Source organism: Streptomyces sp. NPDC096323 (genome assembly GCF_040302845.1).
In the GTDB taxonomy this organism is placed as follows: domain Bacteria; phylum Actinomycetota; class Actinomycetes; order Streptomycetales; family Streptomycetaceae; genus Streptomyces.
On record NZ_JBEOSI010000005.1, the window covers coordinates 173157 to 191990 of the forward strand.

Annotated in this window: 21 protein-coding genes; 13 read left to right on the plus strand and 8 right to left on the minus strand. The window is 68.8% G+C overall.

Going from position 1 to position 18834, the window contains the following annotated elements; all coding sequences use genetic code 11:
• The first annotated feature begins 138 nt into the window (after nt 1-138).
• Entirely contained in the window at nt 139-669 is a 531-nt protein-coding gene (locus tag ABTX18_RS15590) for a YcxB family protein (RefSeq protein WP_352123260.1), read from the plus strand.
• Nucleotides 670-727: 58 nt separating this feature from the next.
• Nucleotides 728-1030 (plus strand): hypothetical protein, encoded by a 303-nt coding sequence (locus ABTX18_RS15595; protein WP_352123261.1) that lies wholly within the window; start codon nt 728-730, stop codon nt 1028-1030.
• Here the strand turns inward: ABTX18_RS15595 and ABTX18_RS15600 are convergent.
• Nucleotides 1017-1613: a TetR/AcrR family transcriptional regulator gene (locus ABTX18_RS15600; protein WP_352123262.1), complete on the minus strand. Its 597-nt coding sequence runs from the start codon at nt 1611-1613 to the stop codon at nt 1017-1019. The genes ABTX18_RS15595 and ABTX18_RS15600 overlap by 14 nt on opposite strands.
• Before the next feature lie 123 nt (nt 1614-1736).
• Between ABTX18_RS15600 and ABTX18_RS15605 the strand changes: the two genes are divergently transcribed.
• Nucleotides 1737-2309, plus strand: coding sequence for a hypothetical protein (locus ABTX18_RS15605; protein ID WP_352123263.1), 573 nt, complete (start codon nt 1737-1739; stop codon nt 2307-2309).
• A gap of 13 nt (nt 2310-2322) precedes the next feature.
• Here ABTX18_RS15605 and ABTX18_RS15610 read toward each other — a convergent pair whose 3' ends face one another.
• The 3 genes from ABTX18_RS15610 to ABTX18_RS15620 form a co-directional block, all read right to left on the minus strand.
• The gene (locus tag ABTX18_RS15610) at nt 2323-2892 is read right to left on the minus strand and encodes a hypothetical protein (protein ID WP_352123264.1); all 570 of its coding nucleotides are present in this window, start codon (nt 2890-2892) and stop codon (nt 2323-2325) included.
• A 550-nt stretch (nt 2893-3442) separates the two neighbouring features.
• Entirely contained in the window at nt 3443-3964 is a 522-nt protein-coding gene (locus tag ABTX18_RS15615; protein ID WP_352123265.1) for a hypothetical protein, read from the minus strand.
• Between the two features lie 170 nt (nt 3965-4134).
• Nucleotides 4135-4680 carry a hypothetical protein gene (locus tag ABTX18_RS15620; protein ID WP_352123266.1) on the minus strand — a complete coding sequence of 182 codons (546 nt, stop codon included), beginning with the start codon at nt 4678-4680 and terminating at the stop codon, nt 4135-4137.
• Between the two features lie 19 nt (nt 4681-4699).
• Here ABTX18_RS15620 and ABTX18_RS15625 point away from each other — a divergent pair, with 19 nt between their 5' ends.
• Nucleotides 4700-5917, plus strand: a complete 1218-nt coding sequence (locus ABTX18_RS15625) for an FG-GAP repeat domain-containing protein (protein WP_352123267.1) — start codon at nt 4700-4702, stop codon at nt 5915-5917.
• A 291-nt stretch (nt 5918-6208) separates the two neighbouring features.
• On the opposite strand, the gene ABTX18_RS15630 is transcribed toward ABTX18_RS15625, so the two are convergent.
• Nucleotides 6209-7036: a DUF4328 domain-containing protein gene (locus ABTX18_RS15630; protein ID WP_352123268.1), complete on the minus strand. Its 828-nt coding sequence runs from the start codon at nt 7034-7036 to the stop codon at nt 6209-6211.
• A 116-nt stretch (nt 7037-7152) separates the two neighbouring features.
• Nucleotides 7153-8757 carry a beta-N-acetylhexosaminidase gene (locus tag ABTX18_RS15635; protein WP_352123269.1) on the minus strand — a complete coding sequence of 535 codons (1605 nt, stop codon included), beginning with the start codon at nt 8755-8757 and terminating at the stop codon, nt 7153-7155.
• A 372-nt stretch (nt 8758-9129) separates the two neighbouring features.
• Between ABTX18_RS15635 and ABTX18_RS15640 the strand changes: the two genes are divergently transcribed.
• The 5 genes from ABTX18_RS15640 (at nt 9130) to ABTX18_RS15660 (ending at nt 13287) form a co-directional block, all read left to right on the plus strand.
• Nucleotides 9130-9624, plus strand: coding sequence for a 2-oxo-4-hydroxy-4-carboxy-5-ureidoimidazoline decarboxylase (locus ABTX18_RS15640; protein WP_352123270.1), 495 nt, complete (start codon nt 9130-9132; stop codon nt 9622-9624).
• Nucleotides 9625-9866: 242 nt separating this feature from the next.
• Complete coding sequence (gene sdhC, locus ABTX18_RS15645; protein WP_352123271.1) at nt 9867-10247, plus strand: succinate dehydrogenase, cytochrome b556 subunit; 381 nt, start codon at nt 9867-9869, stop codon at nt 10245-10247.
• Nucleotides 10248-10252: 5 nt separating this feature from the next.
• Nucleotides 10253-10726 (plus strand): succinate dehydrogenase hydrophobic membrane anchor subunit, encoded by a 474-nt coding sequence (locus ABTX18_RS15650; protein ID WP_352123272.1) that lies wholly within the window; start codon nt 10253-10255, stop codon nt 10724-10726.
• Between the two features lie 30 nt (nt 10727-10756).
• Nucleotides 10757-12511: a succinate dehydrogenase flavoprotein subunit gene (sdhA, locus tag ABTX18_RS15655; RefSeq protein ID WP_352123273.1), complete on the plus strand. Its 1755-nt coding sequence runs from the start codon at nt 10757-10759 to the stop codon at nt 12509-12511.
• The gene (locus ABTX18_RS15660) at nt 12511-13287 is read left to right on the plus strand and encodes a succinate dehydrogenase iron-sulfur subunit (protein WP_148020328.1); all 777 of its coding nucleotides are present in this window, start codon (nt 12511-12513) and stop codon (nt 13285-13287) included. The genes sdhA and ABTX18_RS15660 overlap by 1 nt, the downstream gene beginning before the upstream one ends.
• 154 nt (nt 13288-13441) lie before the next feature.
• Here the strand turns inward: ABTX18_RS15660 and ABTX18_RS15665 are convergent, their stop codons facing one another.
• A complete protein-coding gene (locus tag ABTX18_RS15665; RefSeq protein WP_352123274.1) occupies nt 13442-13951 on the minus strand; it encodes a MarR family winged helix-turn-helix transcriptional regulator in 510 nt (169 codons plus the stop codon).
• An 87-nt stretch (nt 13952-14038) separates the two neighbouring features.
• Between ABTX18_RS15665 and ABTX18_RS15670 the strand changes: the two genes are divergently transcribed.
• The 4 genes from ABTX18_RS15670 to ABTX18_RS15685 all read left to right on the plus strand — a co-directional run bounded on the left by ABTX18_RS15670 (nt 14039) and on the right by ABTX18_RS15685 (nt 16984).
• Nucleotides 14039-15274, plus strand: coding sequence for an MFS transporter (locus ABTX18_RS15670; RefSeq protein WP_352123275.1), 1236 nt, complete (start codon nt 14039-14041; stop codon nt 15272-15274).
• A 67-nt stretch (nt 15275-15341) separates the two neighbouring features.
• Entirely contained in the window at nt 15342-15773 is a 432-nt protein-coding gene (locus tag ABTX18_RS15675) for a hypothetical protein (protein WP_352123276.1), read from the plus strand.
• Nucleotides 15774-15782: 9 nt separating this feature from the next.
• Nucleotides 15783-16244 carry a thiol-disulfide oxidoreductase DCC family protein gene (locus ABTX18_RS15680; RefSeq protein ID WP_352123277.1) on the plus strand — a complete coding sequence of 154 codons (462 nt, stop codon included), beginning with the start codon at nt 15783-15785 and terminating at the stop codon, nt 16242-16244.
• Between the two features lie 23 nt (nt 16245-16267).
• The gene (locus tag ABTX18_RS15685) at nt 16268-16984 is read left to right on the plus strand and encodes a TetR/AcrR family transcriptional regulator (RefSeq protein ID WP_352123278.1); all 717 of its coding nucleotides are present in this window, start codon (nt 16268-16270) and stop codon (nt 16982-16984) included.
• Nucleotides 16985-17065: 81 nt separating this feature from the next.
• Here ABTX18_RS15685 and ABTX18_RS15690 read toward each other — a convergent pair whose 3' ends face one another.
• Nucleotides 17066-18619, minus strand: a complete 1554-nt coding sequence (locus tag ABTX18_RS15690; RefSeq protein ID WP_352123279.1) for an ABC transporter substrate-binding protein — start codon at nt 18617-18619, stop codon at nt 17066-17068.
• Nucleotides 18620-18834 lie beyond the last annotated feature (215 nt).

Genomic DNA, 18834 nt, shown 5'->3' on the forward strand with positions numbered 1-18834 from the left:
CCGCGGAAGACGACCGGGGCCTCTCCTGTGGGGGGTGGCGGCCCCGGTCGTCGTTCCTTGCGGCCGGAGCCGGAGCGACAGGCCGCGTCGCGGGCGTACGCCGCCACGGACCCGCCCATCGAAATCCAGGGAGGGCGCATGGCCGCTGACACGCAGGTGCGGCTGACGTACGTGGTGACGTGGCGGGAGATCTCCGACGGCCTGAAGATCCAGATGCGGCACAGCCGGGTCGGGCGGTGGTGTCATCGCCTCATGTGGGGGCTGGGTGCGTTCCTCGCCTTCGCGATCGCGGCCACGGTGCTGACCCGGGGCATCACGGCCGTGGACCCGAGCACGTGGAGCTCGTTCCTGGTCATCTGTCTCCTGTTGGTGGCCGTCCGCAAGGTGACGGCGCTGGGCCTGCTGGGATACGCCCGCCACCTGGGCGAGCACCGCGTGACCGTCGACGCGTCCGGCATCAGGACCGTGACCGCCGCACATACACAGGAGACCGGCTGGCAATTCTACGGACGCTGCGTCGAGGGCCGGCGCGTGTTCGTGCTCCTCACCCCGGACGCATCGAGAACCGGGGTGATGATCCTGCCCAAACGCGGCCTCGAAGACCCACAGGACGCCGACCGGCTACGGGAACTGATGAGCAGTCATCTCGGCCCTCCGCCCGCCGGGTAACCACAGGCGAACCCTTCCGGCTGGTACCGGTCCGGGGAATGCCGGAAGGATTCACGGAGTGACACAGAAACAGGCACAGTCCGTGCCGCGATCGTGCGGGGCGGCCGGCCTGTATGTCCTGGCCGCCTTCCTGTTGGCGTTCGGCTTCGCGATGACCGCCGAGCCGGACCATCCGGACGCGTTTCCCGGTCGCCGGGACAGCGACGGCGCGTGGGGCGCGCTGATCTGCGTCGCATGGGCGGCCATGTGCTCAGGCCTGTCCGTGATGTCGTTGTCGCGCGGGCTCGTGTCGAAAGTGGTGTGCGGAGCCATCATCACGGTTTGCCTGTACCGAGCGATCGGTGTGATCACCTACCTGTAGAAACCGCGGGAGTTTGCACGATTCCTTCGACGCCCCGCAGGAACGTCTCACAGACGAGTTCCGCGTCGGAGAGGCAGCCGGAGGCCATGGCGCCGTCGCGGAGCATGACCAGGTGCCGGCCGGCCGCGGCCGGGGACGCGAAGCCGGCCTGGGCCAGGAGCTCCGTGACCGTGTCCAGGAACCACTGGCGGTGGGCGAGTACCGCCTGATGGATCGGGTGGGCGGGGTCGGGGTACTCGGCGGCGGCGTTGAGAAAGGCGCAGCCGCGGAAGCCCGGGGAACGGATGCCTTCGGCGATGGTCCGGCCGACGGCGCGGATCTTGTCGACCGCCGGTTCGTCGCTCTCCCGGGCCTCCCCGATCTGGGCCCGGATTCCCCGGTCGGCCAGGTCGAGATAGGCGAGGACGAGTTCTTCCTTGCCCGCGAAGTGCCGGTACAGCGTCGCCCGGGTCACCTGCGCCTCGGTGACGATCCGGTCGACGCCGACGGAGTGGATGCCCTCCGCGTAGAAGATCCTCGTCGCCGTGCTGAGCAGCTTGGCCCGTGCTTCGGACGTGCTGCCGCCTTCTGTGTCCCGACTCATGGGGCCGAGGCTACCAAATCCGTGAGGGAGAACGTTCGGTCTTGACAGGTGCCGACAGCGGTCCTTAGATGGCGTCAGCAAGAACGAACGTTCTCCCTCGCCCTCGACAGAAAGGCACCTCCCGTGAACGCCATCGCCGGTACCGCCACCGCCCCCACCTCCACGAGCGTGTCCGCCACCCTGAGGAAGCTGTACTTCCTGCGCTTCGCGTTCGCCTCCGTATGGGCCGCCCTGGTGTTCACGACCGCCGACACGCTGGGCCCGCTGAGCGCGGCACTGCTGGTGGTCTATCCCCTGTTCGACGTCGCGTGCACGGTCGTCGATCTCCGTTCCGGCCGGGCGGCCGGCGGCCCCGTCCGCGGCCTGTACGTGAACATCGCGCTCAGTACGCTCACCGGCATCGGCCTCGCCGTCGCCGCCACGTCCGGCATCCCCGCGGTCCTGCGCGTCTGGGGCGTCTGGGCCGTCACCGCGGGCCTCGTCCAGCTCATCGTGGGCGCCGCCCGGCGCCGCCTGGGCGGCCAGTGGGCCATGATCGTCAGCGGCGCCATCTCCACGTTCGCCGGCGCGTCGTTCTTCGCCCAGGCGGGGAGGGACGACGCCTCTCTGGCCAATCTCGCCGGCTACGCCTTCCTCGGCGGCGTCTTCTTCCTCGTCTCGGCCCTCCGTCTGAAGCGCGCCGGCCAGGACGCGTGACGCCGGGGTCCCCTCAGCCCCGCACCCGGGCCCGTCGCGAGGCAGCGGCCCGCAGTACCCGCTGGCCCTCGGTCGATACGTCCATCACCTGGCGCAGGCCCGCTCCGGTAGGCGCGCCGTCCCCGATCTCGGCCAGCATCTCCAGGATCCGGACCTGCCGGGCGGCCTCGCCGGCCAGCAGCGGCCCCGCCCCGGCCGGATCGCCGGCCCGGCAGCGCTCCACCAGCTCCGCGGCGTCGGCGCGTGCGGCGTCGTGCGCACGGTGGATGTCGAGGGCCAGCACCGAGCAGGCGTCCGCCCACGTGCGCAGCTCCTCGCCCGACCGGTCCGCGGGCGCCTCGCCGAGGAGCCCGGCGATCCGCAGCACGTTCTCCGGCGCATCGGGCAGGGCGTCCAACGCGGCCCGCGCCTCCGCCAGCCGGTCCTGCCAGTTCCCCGGGTCGGCGCAGCCGGCCCAGAGCGGTCGCAGCGGATCCGGGTCGGCCCCCTCGGCCGGCTGCGGCAGGCACCGGTCGAGGCAGGCCGCCCCGCTCGCGGCGAGCCCCCGGGCGTCAGCGGCGGCGATCAATTCCAGCAGGCTCATCGGCGTCTCCCGTCGGCTTCCCCGCGCCCGGCCTCACGCACGGGGAAGCAGCGCTTCCTCTTATCGGGTTCAGCGCCGAATGGCTGAAAAGCGTCACTGAGCCTCTCCCATCTTGATCAGGCGGTGAGTTCGAGTGCGAGGACGGCAGGCACCACAGCGGTGATGCGGGTGGTGCTGCAACGGAGCTTCCGCAGGGCCGCCAGCCTGTGAGGTGGCCATGGCGTGTGCGCAGAGCTGCGGATCTTGGCGCGATCACGATGGTGACGCCGGCGTCGGCCGTGCAGGTTCTTGCCCCGGGCCGGGACGCGGAGGGCCTGCCGACCACAAGCCAGGCGACACCACCGGGAGCCAACGCGACGGCGGCCCCTCACCAACCATCAGCCTCACCGGCCTCAACGCAGGTCAACTGAGGCCGAACAGGGACAACAGAAAAATTTCATTCGCGAGGCGCCGTGCCGGTCGAGAAAATGGAAGTGCAGGAACTTCTATTTTCCGGACGGCACGGCCCCTCTCCTCTTTCTGGTCGTCGGTCAGTGGACGCGGTGCGACCCTAGGGCCGACAATCGTCCAGGATCTGCGTGACCGTCATTCTCCTTGCGCCCGGCAGGCTGCGCGGCAGTCGGCTTAGTTTACCAACTACTGATGTAACCCATTCCGGGTCACCGAGATGCGCCGCTTCGCCGCGCTCGACAGTTTGGCGAAGAAATTCAGCGAGCACTCTGATCTCCCGAAGGGGATACCAGCGGGCATGATGCCTGAACTCGGCCTGCCAGTCCCCGCGATCCTTCAGGGTCGCCATCAAGCGAGCCGGCCCGCCTTGGGCGGCAACGGAGGCTCCGGACAAGTTCATGGTGATCCGCGTGAACCTTGCCAATCCTTTGGAGTTACCCAGTCGCGTGGCAACCACATAGATGCGGAGGTTTGAGAACAGGAGCCAGGGGATCGATGGCGCTGCTACGCCCTGAACACACTGAGCGAGCCCTTCTCTCTCGAAGCGCAAGTGATCGCCTTGCGGGTCGCCGATGACCCACAGGCCATCCACGCATTCCAAGGGGCCGAGTCGTTCAGTCATCTACTGATCTCCTACGAACTGCCATGCTGCACCGAGAGAGGCCTCGAAACCTCGCATGACCCATTTTTCAGTGTTGCCTTGCTCGAACGCTCTACTTCCGACTCTCATACTTCTAGCCGCTTGCGCCGCGGGAGTTCCTACGGCTAGTTTCCCGAAGGCGTAATCCATCGCTAGACCCTTTGCGAATCCTCCCAGGTTTCTGCGCCGGCCGCCGATGATTCCGTTATCGTATGCGTTCTTGAATATGAAGCCCCCAGAGCGACCCCTCCGGCGATGGCACATCCGACCCCTGCCGTGGCCAGGCAGATTCCGATCGAGGCATAGCCGGCAAACGTTGCTATGCCGGCCCTGTGCTTGGTGACCCACTGGGCGGTATCTGACTCTTTTGTATTTTCCCAGGCGTTTCTGAAGTTCCCTTTCCAGATACTACCCAAGATTCCATCTTTTCTTCTGCGTTCCTTATCTGCCTTTTCCTTGGCTGCCTTGACGGCTTGGGCGCGGTATTCGGCCTGCTGCTTGGCGCGGGCTTTTGCGTGGCCGTCGTCGATCATGTAGTGGGTGGGGTTGGCCTTGTACGCGGCGTACTTCTGGCGGGACGGTTTGTCCTTCTTGGGCGTCTGGGTCCAGACGTATTTGCCGCTCTTGTACGTGTACTCGGCGGTGACGCCCGTTCCCGGCACCGGCAAGCCCGGCTGCAGGTTCGTCTTCGACCCCACCCGGCCCTCCACTCCGCCGGTGACCACTTCCAGCCAGTTCCCCGACGGCTCCGACGGCTGGCCCGCTGCCACCGGCAAGGCACGCAGTGAAGGCACCTTCACCATCAGCAGTGGCGGCGTCGTCGACGTCACCAAGTACGAGTACTGGACCGACTGGGACGGCACCGTCCGCAGCGCAGCCCCCAGCACCCAGGGCGGATCCGTCGCCATCAAGCTCACCCCGCTCGCCGCGGGCAACCACACCCTCTACGCACGCAGCATCGACAAGGCCGGCAACATCTCCGACCGCGCCGTCTACATCTTCTACGCCGACAGCCCCGGCATCACCGACAAGCCCGGCGACCTCAACGGCGACGGCAACACCGACATGTACGGAGTACGCACCACCGATGGTGCGCTCTGGCTCTACCCCGGCCAGGGCGACGGCCGGCACGCGCCGTACACCGTCGCCAGCGCCACGAAGTTCAACGGCGCCTCCGTCAGCCACCGCGGGGACTGGACCAACGACGGCTACGAAGACCTCATCGCAGCCGTTCCGGATGCGAACAACCAGAAGAAACTGTACGTCTACCCCAACAACGGCCTCGGCTACGCCTGCACGGAAATCGGCGAGTCAGCCGACGGTGCCTCCGCGTCGTGCGGCTACGACCGCCAGGAAATCACCACCTACAGCACCGAGAACGACCACTGGGCAGACGCATCCCAGATCCTCGCCATCGGTGACGTCGACGGCCCCCTCGACACCGACGCCGACGGCACGCCGGACACCCCTGGCCATACCGACCTGCTCGTCAAGGAAGGAACATTCCTCTGGCTCTACTACGGCTCGGACACCTTCCACCTCGACGAGTACGCCGACCCCATCCTCATCGGCAACGGCGGCTGGGGCGACTACGACATGACCGCCCCCGGAGACGTCAACGCGGACAGCCGGGGCGACATGATCGCCCGCAACCGGACCGACGGCCGCCTGCGCCTCTACGCCGGCACCGGGCCCTCCGGTGAGGGGCTCGGAAGCAGCGCCATCACCATCAACGCCACCGGCTGGGACAGCACCACCCACCCGCTGATCACCTCTTCCGGCGACGCCAACGGCGACAACAAGCCCGACCTCTTCGCCACCAGCCACGACACCGGCAAGGAGTTCTACTTCTACCCCGCCGTCACCCCGACCGGCATCGGCACGCCCACCGCCGTCGGCACCAGCGGATGGCTCAACTTCCAGCAACTCAGTTAGCGTCCAGGGATCACGCAGGGTCGGCGGCCCGCCGATCCTCCTGGATGTCCCAACCGCGAACCCACGTCCTCCGTGCTGGCCCTCCGTACCTCTAGCACCGCACGGCGATCTCATACAGCAGGGCTTCAGTAACGGGCGGGCGCGCCAGACAGTTGGCATCAGCGCGAGGACCGCGCACCCGTGGCGCAACGCTCGCAGCCCGGAGACCGCACGCACAAGTCGGCACCAAGGGTTCGGGCGGTGGTGCCACCGTCTGATTACCGCCGCCCGGCCCGGGCCGGCCCCGGCTTCTCAGTGCGCCCGGCCCCAGTCGGCCCGCTCCGCCGGGAGCGGTGGGACGGGAGCGGCCGCCCGCTCCGCCGCCCGGTCGCCCTGCATCGCGGTCAGCCGGCGCACGAACAGGATCGCGAGCACGGCGGCGGCGATGTCGGTCAGGTCCGCGACCACGCCCACGTCGAAGGAGTGCAGGACCTCGTCCCGTTCCTCGGCGTCCGAGTACAGCTGCCCGGCGTATCGGGAGAGGAACTCCGCGCAGAGCAGCAGCGCCCACCAGGCGTGCAGCAGCCCGCGCGGGGCCGGAGGCCGGTTGCTGCCGCCCGGGGAGCTCGCGGTCCAGATGCCGCTCGCGACGCGGTGGGGCAGCCAGAGGTTGCCGAGGGGGACGAACCAGCCACCGACCGCCCACCCGGGCCGCATCGTGTGGGCGTACGCGTCGAACACCTCCGCGTTGAGCCGCACCCGGCGGAACCAGACGAGGAAGACGACGACAGTGGCGAGGAACGTCAGCATCTGCAGGGAGCCGGAGGCCTGGTACAGCGTGTCCGCGCGGTTCGCGAGGGCTTCGTCGAACCTGAGGAAGTCGTCGGCCATGCCCTCGTCGTACACCTGCCGGGCGTAGCCGCCGGCCCCGATCGACACCGCGTCCGCCACGGCCACCGAGCCCAGCAGCACGCACACCGCCTTGCCGAGCCCCACCGGTGAACGCAGCGAACGCACGGTCTGCGGTCCCGTCGGCGTCGGCATCAGACCGCCCGCCGCCGAACGGCGCGTGGCGGCGCACAGCGTGCACCGCCCGTCGGCGGTGGTGGCCGGTCTCGTACCGCAGAGTGAGCAGAGCATGAAAGTGGAACCCCCCAGGGTTCGGACGTCGGCGCATGGAGCGCGCGTCCCTCCCCGGATCGCGCGGCAAGCGGAACGTAGCCCCCGCTCGCCGCGCTGTCCACGGGTCCGGCCCCTCAGCGTTGGTCGATCTCGTTCGCCAGCGCCTTGAAGCCGTCCCAGCTCAGCGCCGGTTTGTCCGGGTCCCACAGCTTCTGTGACGTCGCCCGCAGAGGCATCCGGATGCCCTCGGCCACCTGGGCCGCGGTCTGGGCGTTCGGGAAGTCGCCCCAGACGGCGAACCGGCCGCCGAGGATCTGGTCCGAGTACTTGGCGGGGACGGGGCTCGTGCCGCGCAGCACGAGGGGGGTCCACTGCTCGTAGATGCGTTTGCCGGTGGGGTAGACGAAGGCGTTGGGCTGGCCGAGCACGTAATAGAGGTACTCGTCGTTGAGGTTCAGCATCTTGTACCCCTCGCTCAGGTACTGCTCCGGCGGCCGGGCGCCGTACTCCTTGCCCGTCCAGTACTCGATCTCGATGTCCTTGTCGGCTCGCACGGTGCTGTCGCGGAAGAGGCCGTCGTTCCAGGCCTTGGGCTTCATGCCGTGCGGCCGGACCACCGCCGCGCGGTCGTTGAGCCAGCCGGTGGCGAGGTCCTCGATACCGGCCTCGGCCCCGTACTTCTTCACGGCCGCGCGCTGGAGCTGCGGGTAGGAGGCGGCCGGGTCGCGCACCGTGAGGGCCTGGTACTCGTCGGCGCCCAGATGCCAGAACGCCCCCCCGAACAGCTCGGTGTACTCGCCGAGGAGCTCGTCGAGGAGTTTCGCCGCGCCCGGCTTCGAGATGTCGAGCGATCCCTTCGAGGGCACGCCCGAGACGTTGTACAGCTGGAGGTCGGGGTGGGCGCGCAGGACCGCCCCGAGGTGGCCCGGCGAGTCGATCTCGGGGACGACCTCGATGTGCAGCCGGCGGGCCAGGGCCACGATGTGCCGCACCTCGGCCTTGGTCAGGTGCTCGGGCGAGACCACTTCCGGGTGGGTGTCGGACGCGATGCGGAAGGCCTGGTCGTCCGAGAAGTGCAGGCCGAGCTGGTTGAGCTTGAGGTCGGCCATGCTGCGCAGCCGGTCCTCGATCCAGCCGGCGGTGTAGTGCTTGCGTGCGATGTCGAGGTTGAGACCGCGCTGGGGGCGGCCGGGCCGGTCGGTGACCTCGCCCTCGGGCATTTTCCCGTCGGCGCGCAGGGACTGTTTGAGGGTGCGGGTTCCGTAGAAGACGCCCGCCTCCCCGGGGCCGCTGATCGTGACGCGTCCGTCGCGGGTCCGCAGGGCGTACGACTCCGGCCCGCCGCGGTCCTTCGGGTTCAGCGCGAGCTCCACGTCACCCGCACCGGCCTCGACCTCGCCCCCGTAACGGATCTTCAGCTCGCCGGCGAGCAGCCGCCCCTCGTCGGCGAGGACCTTGTCGCCCTTGCCGATCACCACGGCGCTGTCCTTCCCGGGCTGCCAGCCGGGGCCGCGGGCGGAGGTGTGTTCGCGTACGGAGGGGATGGTGCGGGGTCTCTTGGAGAGCGGATAGCTGCGGGTCGGGGAGGGCTTGGGGGACGCGGACGGCGACGACACGGACGAGCGGGACGTCTCGGATCCGTTCGTGTGTCCGGTGCCGGAGTCGTCGCAGGCGGCGACGGTGACGGTCGCCGCGGCGACCGCCGCAACGGCCATGAGGGCGCCGCGTGAGGGTGCCATCAGTCAGAAACCTCCGGTGCAAAGAGATGACGGGGGAACAGGCGAACAGGCGAACAGGCGAACAAGGGAAAGAGAGCAGATGTAGGGAGATAGCCGGGCATTCTCCTCGCCCATTCGCCCCTCAGCCGTCGTGAAACTCTCTCGTCCGGGTGAAATTCGCGCATCCGTCGGACGGCCGTTGCCCAGCGTCGCTAGCTTTGAGGCACATTCGTCTCTCCCTTCACCCTGCATCCACCTGGTCTCTCCGGTCCCTCCCCACTCCAGGTTCACAGATGCCGTTGATTCCAGGAGCCCACGCTGTCCAGGTCCAGCGAGTCCCACGCCGGCCTCCCCGCGCAGCCGCCCCCCTCAGCCCGCCGGACCGCCGTGCCCGTGCAGAGCTGCGCATCCACGCCGGGCCGCGGCCCCTCGGGCCTGCTGCGGTTCAACGCCGCGCCCGCCGACGAGGCCGAGGGCGTCCTGCTGAAGTGCTACGGCAGCCGTCGCTGGGCCGAGCGACTGGCCGCCCACCGCCCCTACCCGGACCTGGACGCGCTGCTGGCCGCCGTCGACGAGGCCAGTTACGACCTCTCCCCCGCCGACCGCGCCGAGGCGCTGGCCGCCGAGTCCGCCCCCGGCCTGCACCCGGACGCGCCGCACGCCGCCCACCTCGCACTGTCCGCCGCGCACGCCGCGTACGAGTCCCGGTTCGGTCATGTCTTCGTGATCTGCCTGGACGGCTTCCGGCCCGCCGAGCACCCCGATCAGGTGCTGGCCGGCATCCGGGCCCGGCTGGGGCACGAGCCCGAGCACGAGCGGGTGGTGACGGCGGACGAGATGCGGCGACTCGCCCGGGGCCGCATGATCGAGCTGGTATCGAGTCAGTAACGGGTTGGCGGTGGGCACCGAGGGGCGGATTCCGGGCCACAGACGGGCAAACAGGCCCCTCAGCACCTGTCCATAGCCCGTCCGTGCCTGATTCGTTGCCACTTTGATCACACCAGAGGCCCCCGCGCGATCGAACCGACAAACCGTCGCTACGATGGCCGGGGCCGGTGGACCGTACCCGGCCGGGTCAGACCGACAGTCAAGCCGGCCGACCCCAATCCCCGCTCCCGGAGGGTTCTTCCGTGCCGGCTGGAACGCTGTACCGCGGCCGGGAAGGCATGTGGTCGTGGGTGGCTCATCGAGTCACCGGTGTCCTCATTTTCTTCTTCCTGTTCGTACATGTCCTGGACACCGCTCTCGTCCGCGTCTCCCCCGAGGCATACGACGACGTCGTGTCCACGTACAAGACGCCGATCGTCGCGCTCCTCGAATACGGCCTGGTGGCCGCGATTCTCTTCCACGCGCTGAACGGTCTGCGCATCGTCGCCGTGGACTTCTGGGCCAAGGGCCCGCGCGTTCAGAAGCAGATGCTCTGGGTCGTGCTGGGCATCTGGATCGTGCTGATGCTCGGGGCCCTGTACCCCGTCCTCGGCCACGCCGTACGCGAAGTATTCGGGAGCTGAGGCCAATGTCCACCGAGACCTCCGCGATCGGCGCCGTCGAGGGCGCCGCCCTTTACGACGTCGACAACCCCGCGCCCGTGATCGAGCCGCCGCGCAAGCGGACCGGCAAGTCCCCCAAGGGCTCCCGCACCAACTTCGAGATGTACGCCTGGCTCTTCATGCGCCTGTCGGGCATCGTGCTGGTCGTCCTGGTCCTGGGTCACCTGCTGATCCAGCTGGTGCTGGACGGCGGCGTCTCCAAGATCGGCTTCGCCTTCGTGGCGGGCCGCTGGGCCTCGCCGTTCTGGCAGGTCTGGGACCTGGCGATGCTGTGGCTCGCCATGCTGCACGGCGCCAACGGTCTCCGTACGGTCATCAACGACTACGCCGAACGGGACAACACCCGCTTCTGGCTGAAGATGCTGCTGTACACCGCCACGGTGTTCACCGTCCTGCTGGGCACGCTGGTGATCTTCACCTTCGACCCGAACATCCGCTAGGCGCCGGGCCCGAAGGACCAGAGGTAAACCATGCAGATCCACACGTACGACACCGTCATCGTCGGCGCCGGCGGCGCCGGCATGCGCGCGGCCATCGAGTCGACCAAGCGCAGCCGCACCGCCGTGCTGACCAAGCTCTACCCCACCCGCTCCCACACGGGCGCCGCGCAGGGCGGCATGGCCGCCGCGCTCGCCAACGTGGAGGAGGACAACTGGGAGTGGCACACCTTCGACACGATCAAGGGCGGCGACTACCTGGTCGACCAGGACGCCGCCGAGATCCTGGCAAAGGAGGCCATCGACGCCGTTCTCGACCTGGAGAAGATGGGCCTGCCGTTCGGCCGTACGCCCGAGGGCAAGATCGACCAGCGCCGCTTCGGCGGTCACTCCCGCAACCACGGTGAGGCCCCCGTCCGCCGCGCCTGCTACTCGGGCGACCGCACCGGCCACATGATCCTCCAGACGCTGTACCAGAACTGCGTCAAGGAGGGCGTGGAGTTCTTCAACGAGTTCTACGTCCTGGACCAGCTGGTCGTCGAGGAGGACGGCGTCAAGAAGTCCGCCGGCGTCGTCGCCTACGAACTGGCCACCGGCGAGATCCACGTCTTCCGGGCGAAGTCGGTCATCTACGCCTCGGGCGGCACCGGCAAGTTCTTCAAGGTGACGTCGAACGCGCACACCCTGACCGGTGACGGCCAGGCCGCCTGCTACCGCCGTGGTCTGCCGCTGGAGGACATGGAGTTCTTCCAGTTCCACCCGACCGGCATCTGGCGCATGGGCATCCTGCTGACGGAGGGCGCCCGCGGTGAGGGCGGCATCCTCCGCAACAAGGACGGCGAACGCTTCATGGAGAAGTACGCGCCCGTCATGAAGGACCTCGCCTCGCGCGACGTCGTCTCGCGCTCCATCTACACGGAGATCCGCGAGGGCCGCGGCTGCGGTCCGGCCGGCGACCACGTCTACCTCGACCTCACGCACCTCCCGCCGGAGCAGCTGGACGCCAAGCTCCCGGACATCACGGAGTTCGCGCGTACGTACCTCGGCATCGAGCCCTACACGGACCCGATCCCGATCCAGCCGACCGCGCACTACGCCATGGGCGGCATCCCGACCAACGTCGAGGGCGAGGTGCTGGCCGACAACACCACCGTCGTCCCGGGCCTGTACGCCGCCGGCGAGGTCGCGTGTGTCTCCGTGCACGGCGCCAACCGCCTCGGTACGAACTCGCTGCTCGACATCAACGTCTTCGGACGCCGGTCGGGCATCGCCGCCGCCGAGTACGCCGCGAAGAACGACCTCGTCGAGCTTCCCGAGAACCCGGCGCAGATGGTCATCGACCAGGTCGAGCGGCTGCGCAACTCCGCGGGCACCGAGCGCGTCTCGGCGATCCGCCTGGAGCTGCAGGAGTGCATGGACGCCAACGTGATGGTGTTCCGCACCGAGCAGACGATCAAGACCGCGGTCGACAAGATCGCCGAGCTGCGCAAGCGCTACCTCGACGTGTCGATCCAGGACAAGGGCAAGCGGTTCAACACGGACCTGCTGGAGGCCATCGAGCTGGGCAACCTGCTCGACCTCGCCGAGGTCATGGCGACTTCGGCGCTGGCGCGCAAGGAGTCCCGCGGCGGTCACTACCGCGAGGACTACCCCAACCGCGACGACGTCAACTTCATGCGCCACACCATGGCGTACCGCGAGGTCGCCGAGGACGGCACCGAGTCGATCCGGCTGGACTACAAGCCGGTCGTCGTGACCCGCTACCAGCCGATGGAGCGTAAGTACTGATGGCTACCCCCACCTTGGAAAAGGCCGACAAGGCTCCCGAGCCCGAGGCCGGTTTCGCCGACTCGCCGTACATCACGGCCACGTTCCGGATCCGCCGGTTCAACCCGGAGGTCTCCGACGAGGCCCAGTGGCAGGACTTCCAGATCGAGATCGACCCGAAGGAGCGTGTCCTCGACGCCCTTCACAAGATCAAGTGGGAGACCGACGGCACGCTGACGTTCCGCCGCTCGTGCGCGCACGGCATCTGCGGTTCCGACGCGATGCGGATCAACGGCAAGAACCGGCTCGCCTGCAAGACGCTGATCAAGGACCTGAGCCCGGAGAAGCCGATCACGATCGAGGCCATCAAGGGCCTCACGGTCCTCAAGGACCTCGTGGTCGACATGGACCCGTTCTTCCAGGCCTACCGCGACGTCATGCCCTTCCTCATCACCAAGGGGAACGAGCCGACCCGCGAGCGTCTGCAGTCCCCCGAGGACCGCGAGCGCTTCGACGACACCACCAAGTGCATCCTGTGCGCCGCGTGCACGTCCTCGTGCCCGGTGTTCTGGAACGACGGCCAGTACTTCGGGCCGGCGGCGATCGTCAACGCGCACCGCTTCATCTTCGACTCGCGTGACGAGGGCGGCGAGCAGCGCCTGGAGATCCTCAACGACCGCGACGGTGTGTGGCGTTGCCGCACCACGTTCAACTGCACGGACGCCTGCCCGCGTGGCATCGAGGTCACGAAGGCGATCCAGGAGGTCAAGCGCGCGCTGATCACGCGTCGCTTCTGATCCCGGGGATTCCCCGAGCGCACCTGAGGCCCCGTCCCCCGCAGTGACAACTGCGGGGGGCGGGGCCTCTTGCCGTACGCCGGGGGGCTCGGTCCCAGCCTGCGCTCGGTCCCAGCGGCGCTCGGTCCCAGCGGCGCTCAGTCCCAGCCTGCGCTCAGTCCCAGCCGGCGCCGCCCTTGTCCTCGGCGACGACCATGATGCGCCGCAGCATGTCGTTGAGCAGGGCGCGTTCGTCCTTGGCGAGGACGCCCAGCAGCCGGTCCTCCTCGTTGCCGAGGAACTCCATCGCGCCGATCCAGGTCGAGCGGCCCTCGTCGGTCAGCTCCACGTCGACGCGGCGGCGGTCGGTGACGGAGGGAGTACGGCGGACGAATCCGCGGCGCTCCAGGGCGTCCAGGCGGCCGGTGACGGAGGCGGGCGCGAGGTCGAGGTCGGCGGCGAGGTCGGAGGGGGCGGCCTTGCCGCCGCGGCCGGCGAGCTTGTGCAGGGTGTCGAACTCCTGGCGGTCGAGGGCGAAGTCGACCAGGGACTGTTCGCGCACCCGCCGCAGGTGGACGGAGAGCTTGTTCATCCGGGTCACCGCGCCCTCGACATCGGGGTCGAGTTCCGGAAGGACCGGCTTCCACCGCTCCACGTGGCCGTCGGTCCAGTCGCGCTTCTGCATGGGCCACAGCCTACGCCGGGACCTGATGCGCTTCGAAAACTGATATTTCGTTGACCAATAGTTCGGAAGCGAAATAGATTCCCGCCCATGTCCCACCCTTTAAGCAACCGGTCCTTCCGCCTCCTCTTCGTCGGGCGCAGCCTCTCCCTCGTCGGTGACGCCGCGATCCCCGCCGCCCTCACCCTCGCCGTCTACCTCGCCACCGGCTCAACATCGGCCCTCGCCCTGGTACTTGCCTGCGCCATGGTCCCCAAGCTCCTCCTGCTGCCCCTCGGGGGCGTGGTCGGTGACCGCTTCAACGCCCGCACGGTCGCGCTGACCACCGATCTCGTACGGTGCGTCACCCAGCTCTTCGTCGGCGCCGAACTGCTCTCCGGCACACCGGCGCTCTGGCAGATCGCCGTGGCGGAGGCCATCGGCGGCGCCGCCGGCGCCTTCTCGATGCCGACCGTCTCGCCGCTGATCCGCGGCACCGTGGCCGAGGACGGGCTGCTGCGCGCCAACGCCCTGATGGCGGTGGTCAGCAGCGCCGCCCGGCTCGGCGGCCCGGCCGTCGCCGGGGCACTGGTGTTCACCGCGGGGCCCGGCTGGGCCTTCGTCCTGGACGGGGCCACCTTCGCGGTGAGCGCCGCACTGCTGGCCGCGATCGAGGTGCGGCACGTGCCCATTGCCCGCAGCTCCCTGATCGGCGACCTCAAGGAGGGCTGGGGCGAGGTCCGGAGCCGTGACTGGTACTGGACCAGCCTGATCGCCCACGCGGCGTGGAACGGCGCCGCCGCCGTCCTGATGACGCTGGGACCCGCCCTCTTCCTCCGCGACCTGGGCGGCGACGGCGTCTGGGTCGGCTTCCTCCAGACCGGCGCCGTCGGCCTGCTGATCGGGTCCCTGGTGGCCGGCCGGGTCCGGCCGCACCGTCCGGTCCTGACCGCCAATCTGGGTGGCGCCCTGTACGCGCTGCCGCTGTGCCTGCTGGCCGCGCACGCGCCCGTCGCCGCGTCCCTCGTGGCGTACGGGATCGCCCTGGCCGGACTCGGCTTCCTCAACCCGGTCTGGGAGACCGCCGTCCAGTCCGCCGTCCCCGCGCACGCGCTCGCTCGGGTGACCTCGTACGACTGGCTGCTCTCGCTCGGCGCGATGCCGCTGGGGTACGCCCTGGCCCCGCTCGCCGCCTCCGCGTGGGGCCCCGAAGTGCCGCTCGCCGTGGCGGGTTTGCTCGTCGGGTCGGCCTGCCTGGCCACGGCGGCCGTGCCGGGCGTACGGCGCTTCAAGGCGTCGGCCGAGCCCGCGGACGCGGTGACGCCGACCACCGCCGCCGCGGCTTGAACATGTTCAAAGAGAGGTCTACAGTCCAGGACAACAGCATTTGAACGCGTTCAAGGGAGGGTGGGGCATGGACCTCACTGTTGTCGCGTACGTCATCTATCTGCTCATCAGCGTGGCGCTCACCGTCTGGGTCGCCCGCACGCTGAGCCGCAACGGCAGGGTGTTCCTCGCCGATGTGCTGCACGGGAACGAGAAGCTCGCCGACGCGGTCAACCACCTGCTGGTGGTGGGCTTCTATCTGGTCAACCTGGGGTTCGTGACCCTCTACCTGAAGAACTCCGGCGGCGTCGCCGACGCCCGGGAGCTCTTCGAGGCCCTGTCGGTCAAGGTCGGCGTCGTCCTGCTCGCCCTCGGGGTCATGCACCTGGGCAACGTCTACGTACTCAACAAGATCCGCCGCCGGGGCCTGATGGAGCGCGAGCAGACCCCGCCCGTCGCTCCGCAGGGCTGGACGGGCCCGGGGCAGGGGCCGTGGGCGGCTCCCGCTCCCCGGACGTGAGGGCCGGCCATGACGCCCCGCACCGGTGGCGGTCGGTGGTCCGTCGAACGGCTCACCGTGCTGTACGACGCACAGTGCTCGCTCTGCGTCCATCTGCGCCAGTGGCTGATGAAGCAGCGTCAGCTGGTCCCGCTGGACCTCGTGCCGGCGGACTCCGCCGAGGCGCACCGCCGCTTCCCCGGCCTCGACCACTCCGGAACACTGGAGGAGATCACGGTGATCGGTGACCGGGGGCAGACCTACCGCGGGACCTCCGCGTGGATCGTCTGCCTCTGGGCGCTGGCCGAGCACCGGCCGAAGGCCCACTGGCTGACCACCCCGGCGGGCCGCCCGTTCGCCCGGGCGACCGTCCTCGCCGCCTCCGCGTACCGTTCCCTGACGGCCGAGCCGTGCCGCGCGGACGGGGGCGAGGGCGCGGGCGCGGGCGCGGGCGGCGCCTGCCGGGTGCAGGGGCCCGGCCCGGCGACGTAGCCGGTCCGGATACCCTCGGGACCGTGGTGAAGGAAGAGAAGGACGTGAAGGAAGTCAAGGCTCCCAAGAGCGAGCAGACCCGCACACTCATCCTCGAAACCGCGCTCCGGCTCTTCGCGGAACGCGGATACGACAAGACGACGATGCGGGCCATCGCCCAGGAGGCCGGCGTCTCCGTGGGGAACGCGTACTACTACTTCTCGTCCAAGGAGCACCTGGTCCAGGGCTTCTACGACCGGATCGCCGCCGAGCACGAGGCGGCGGTCCAGCCGGTTCTGGCCGGCGACGAGGACCTCGCGGTGCGCATCCGCGGGGTCCTGCTCTGCTGGCTGGACGTGGCGGAGCCGTACCACCGCTTCGCCGCCCAGTTCTTCAAGAACGCCGCCGACCCCGAAAGCCCGCTCAGCCCTTTCTCGCCCGACTCGGTCGCCGCGCGCGAGGCGGCGATCTCCATCCACGAGCGCTGCCTGGCGGGCTCCGGCACCAAGGTCGACCCCGAACTGGCCGACCTGTTGCCCCAGTTGATGTGGCTGAACCAGATGGGCCTGGTGCTGTACTGGGTCTACGACCGGACGGACAACGCCGAACGCAGCCGCCGCCTTGTCGAGCGCATCGCCCCGATCGTCGCGCGCGCCGTCGCCCTGTCCCGGTTCCGGGTGCTGCGGCCGCTCGTGCGGCAGGTCCACGAGGTGTTGGAGGAGTTCCTGCCGGGAGTGGCGGGGCGGACGGCTGCCAAGTAGCGGAGCGGGTACGTGAACGGCCGAGCGGCCGCCCCAGGAGGAATCCCGGAGCGGCCGCTCGGTCCCGCGTGTGATGCCGGATCAGATCCAGCCCAGTTCCCACAGCCGCCAGATGCCGGTGCCGTCGGAGAGGTACTGCGATCCGGAGATGTCGGGCTTGGCGAGGACGTAGTCCTTCTTCTGCCACAGCGGCACCAGCGGCACGTCCTCGCCGACCAGCTTCTGGAGCTCCTTGAAGTCGGACGAGGTGCGGCTCCGGTCGCTGTACTGGAGCGTGGAGCTGATCAGCTGGTCCATCTTCTTGCTGGTGTAGCCGTTGTGAAGGCTGCTGTCACGGCCGACGAGCGGCTGGCTGAAGGTGTCGGGGTCCGGGTAGTCGGGGAGCCAGCCCACGGTGTACATGTCGTACTTGCCGGCCGCGTACCCCTTCTGGAAGGCCTGCCACTCGACGGCCTCCACCGTGACCTTGAAGAGCCCGTCCGCCTCCAGCTGGCGGCGGATCTCCATCGACTCCTTCTTGTACTCGTCGTCGTCGCGGTAGGCGAAGGTGACGGGCAGCGGCAGCTCGACGCCGGCTTCCTGCATCAACTGCTTGGCACGCTTGGCGTTCGGCGACGGGTACGCGTCGAAGAACGGGGTGCTGTGCCCGATGTAGCCCTGGGGGATCAGCGAGTAGAGCGGTTCGATGGTGCCCTTGTAGATGTCGGACACCAGCGGCGCGCGGTCGATGACCGACGCGATGGCCTGACGGACCTTCTTGTCGGAGAGCGGCGAGCCGTCGCGGACGTTGAAGACCAGGTTGCGGATCTCGGCGCTGTCGGCCTCCGTCACGTGCTGGTCGACGGCACCGGGGTCCAACGACGCGAGCGTGGAGGGCGGGAGCTGACGGTGCGTCACGTCGATCTGGCCGGACTTCCACGCCGACAGCAGGTCCTCGGACTGCTTGTAGTAGCGCACGGTGACCGGGCCACCGGTGCTCTTCAGCGCGCCCTTGTACTTCGCGTTCGGCACAAGTTCGGCGGAGACGCCCGGCTCGTACGACTTCAGTACGTACGGCCCCGACCCGGTCACATGACCGTCGGCCCGCAGCTTGTGCTCGGCGTACGCGTCCCGCTCGACGATCGAACCGGCGCCGGTGGCGAGCTTCTGCGGGAAGGTCGCGTCCCGCGCGGAGAGGTTGAAGGTGATGGTCCGACCCTCGGTCACCACGTTCTTCAGACTGGGGAAGAGGACCGAGGGACCGACGTCCGTCTTGATCTCCATCATCCGGTCGAAGGAGTACTTGACGTCCTCGGCGGTGATCTCCTTGCCGTCCGAGAAGGTCAGGTCGTCACGGAGCTTGCACTGGTACGTCTGCAGCTTCCCGCCGATGAACCCGCAGCTCTCCGCCGCGTCCGGCTCGGGGACGATCGCCCCGGACTTGAACGTCATCAGGGACTGGTAGACGTTGCTGTACATCGCCCACGAACCGGCGTCGTACGCGCCCGCCGGGTCGAGGGAGGTCACCTCGTCGGTCGTGCCGACCGTGACCGGATCACTCTTCCCCTCGTTCGAGGGAAGCAACTGCCAGGCGACCACGCCTGCGATGACCAAAACCGCGAGAATCGCGAGAATCCGTAGCCGGATCGACCGCATTGCCGTGCACTCCCTTAACAGCCCCACCTCGGCGTCGCGCTCAGATACGCAGATCACCGCACAAGTTCACGCTCAGCCAATCACACGATTTTCACATCTGGAAGAGAAAATCGGAGGCTCATAGGCTTTTGTTCGCTAGTTGAAACCTTGGGCCGATACGTCGGATACAGAGGGTTCACGACCAGTCACCCGATCGGGACATTCCGGCGGTGTCC

Coding starts and splice junctions, on each gene's coding strand:
- ABTX18_RS15590 (WP_352123260.1), top strand. CDS start 139: ATGGCCGCTGACACGCAGGTGCGGCTGACGTACGTGGTGACGTGGCGG.
- ABTX18_RS15600 (WP_352123262.1), bottom strand. CDS start 1,613: ATGAGTCGGGACACAGAAGGCGGCAGCACGTCCGAAGCACGGGCCAAG.
- ABTX18_RS15610 (WP_352123264.1), bottom strand. CDS start 2,892: ATGAGCCTGCTGGAATTGATCGCCGCCGCTGACGCCCGGGGGCTCGCC.
- ABTX18_RS15615 (WP_352123265.1), bottom strand. CDS start 3,964: ATGACTGAACGACTCGGCCCCTTGGAATGCGTGGATGGCCTGTGGGTC.
- ABTX18_RS15630 (WP_352123268.1), bottom strand. CDS start 7,036: ATGCTCTGCTCACTCTGCGGTACGAGACCGGCCACCACCGCCGACGGG.
- ABTX18_RS15635 (WP_352123269.1), bottom strand. CDS start 8,757: ATGGCACCCTCACGCGGCGCCCTCATGGCCGTTGCGGCGGTCGCCGCG.
- ABTX18_RS15650 (WP_352123272.1), top strand. CDS start 10,253: ATGTCCACCGAGACCTCCGCGATCGGCGCCGTCGAGGGCGCCGCCCTT.
- sdhA (WP_352123273.1), top strand. CDS start 10,757: ATGCAGATCCACACGTACGACACCGTCATCGTCGGCGCCGGCGGCGCC.
- ABTX18_RS15660 (WP_148020328.1), top strand. CDS start 12,511: ATGGCTACCCCCACCTTGGAAAAGGCCGACAAGGCTCCCGAGCCCGAG.
- ABTX18_RS15665 (WP_352123274.1), bottom strand. CDS start 13,951: ATGCAGAAGCGCGACTGGACCGACGGCCACGTGGAGCGGTGGAAGCCG.
- ABTX18_RS15670 (WP_352123275.1), top strand. CDS start 14,039: ATGTCCCACCCTTTAAGCAACCGGTCCTTCCGCCTCCTCTTCGTCGGG.
- ABTX18_RS15675 (WP_352123276.1), top strand. CDS start 15,342: ATGGACCTCACTGTTGTCGCGTACGTCATCTATCTGCTCATCAGCGTG.
- ABTX18_RS15680 (WP_352123277.1), top strand. CDS start 15,783: ATGACGCCCCGCACCGGTGGCGGTCGGTGGTCCGTCGAACGGCTCACC.
- ABTX18_RS15690 (WP_352123279.1), bottom strand. CDS start 18,619: ATGCGGTCGATCCGGCTACGGATTCTCGCGATTCTCGCGGTTTTGGTC.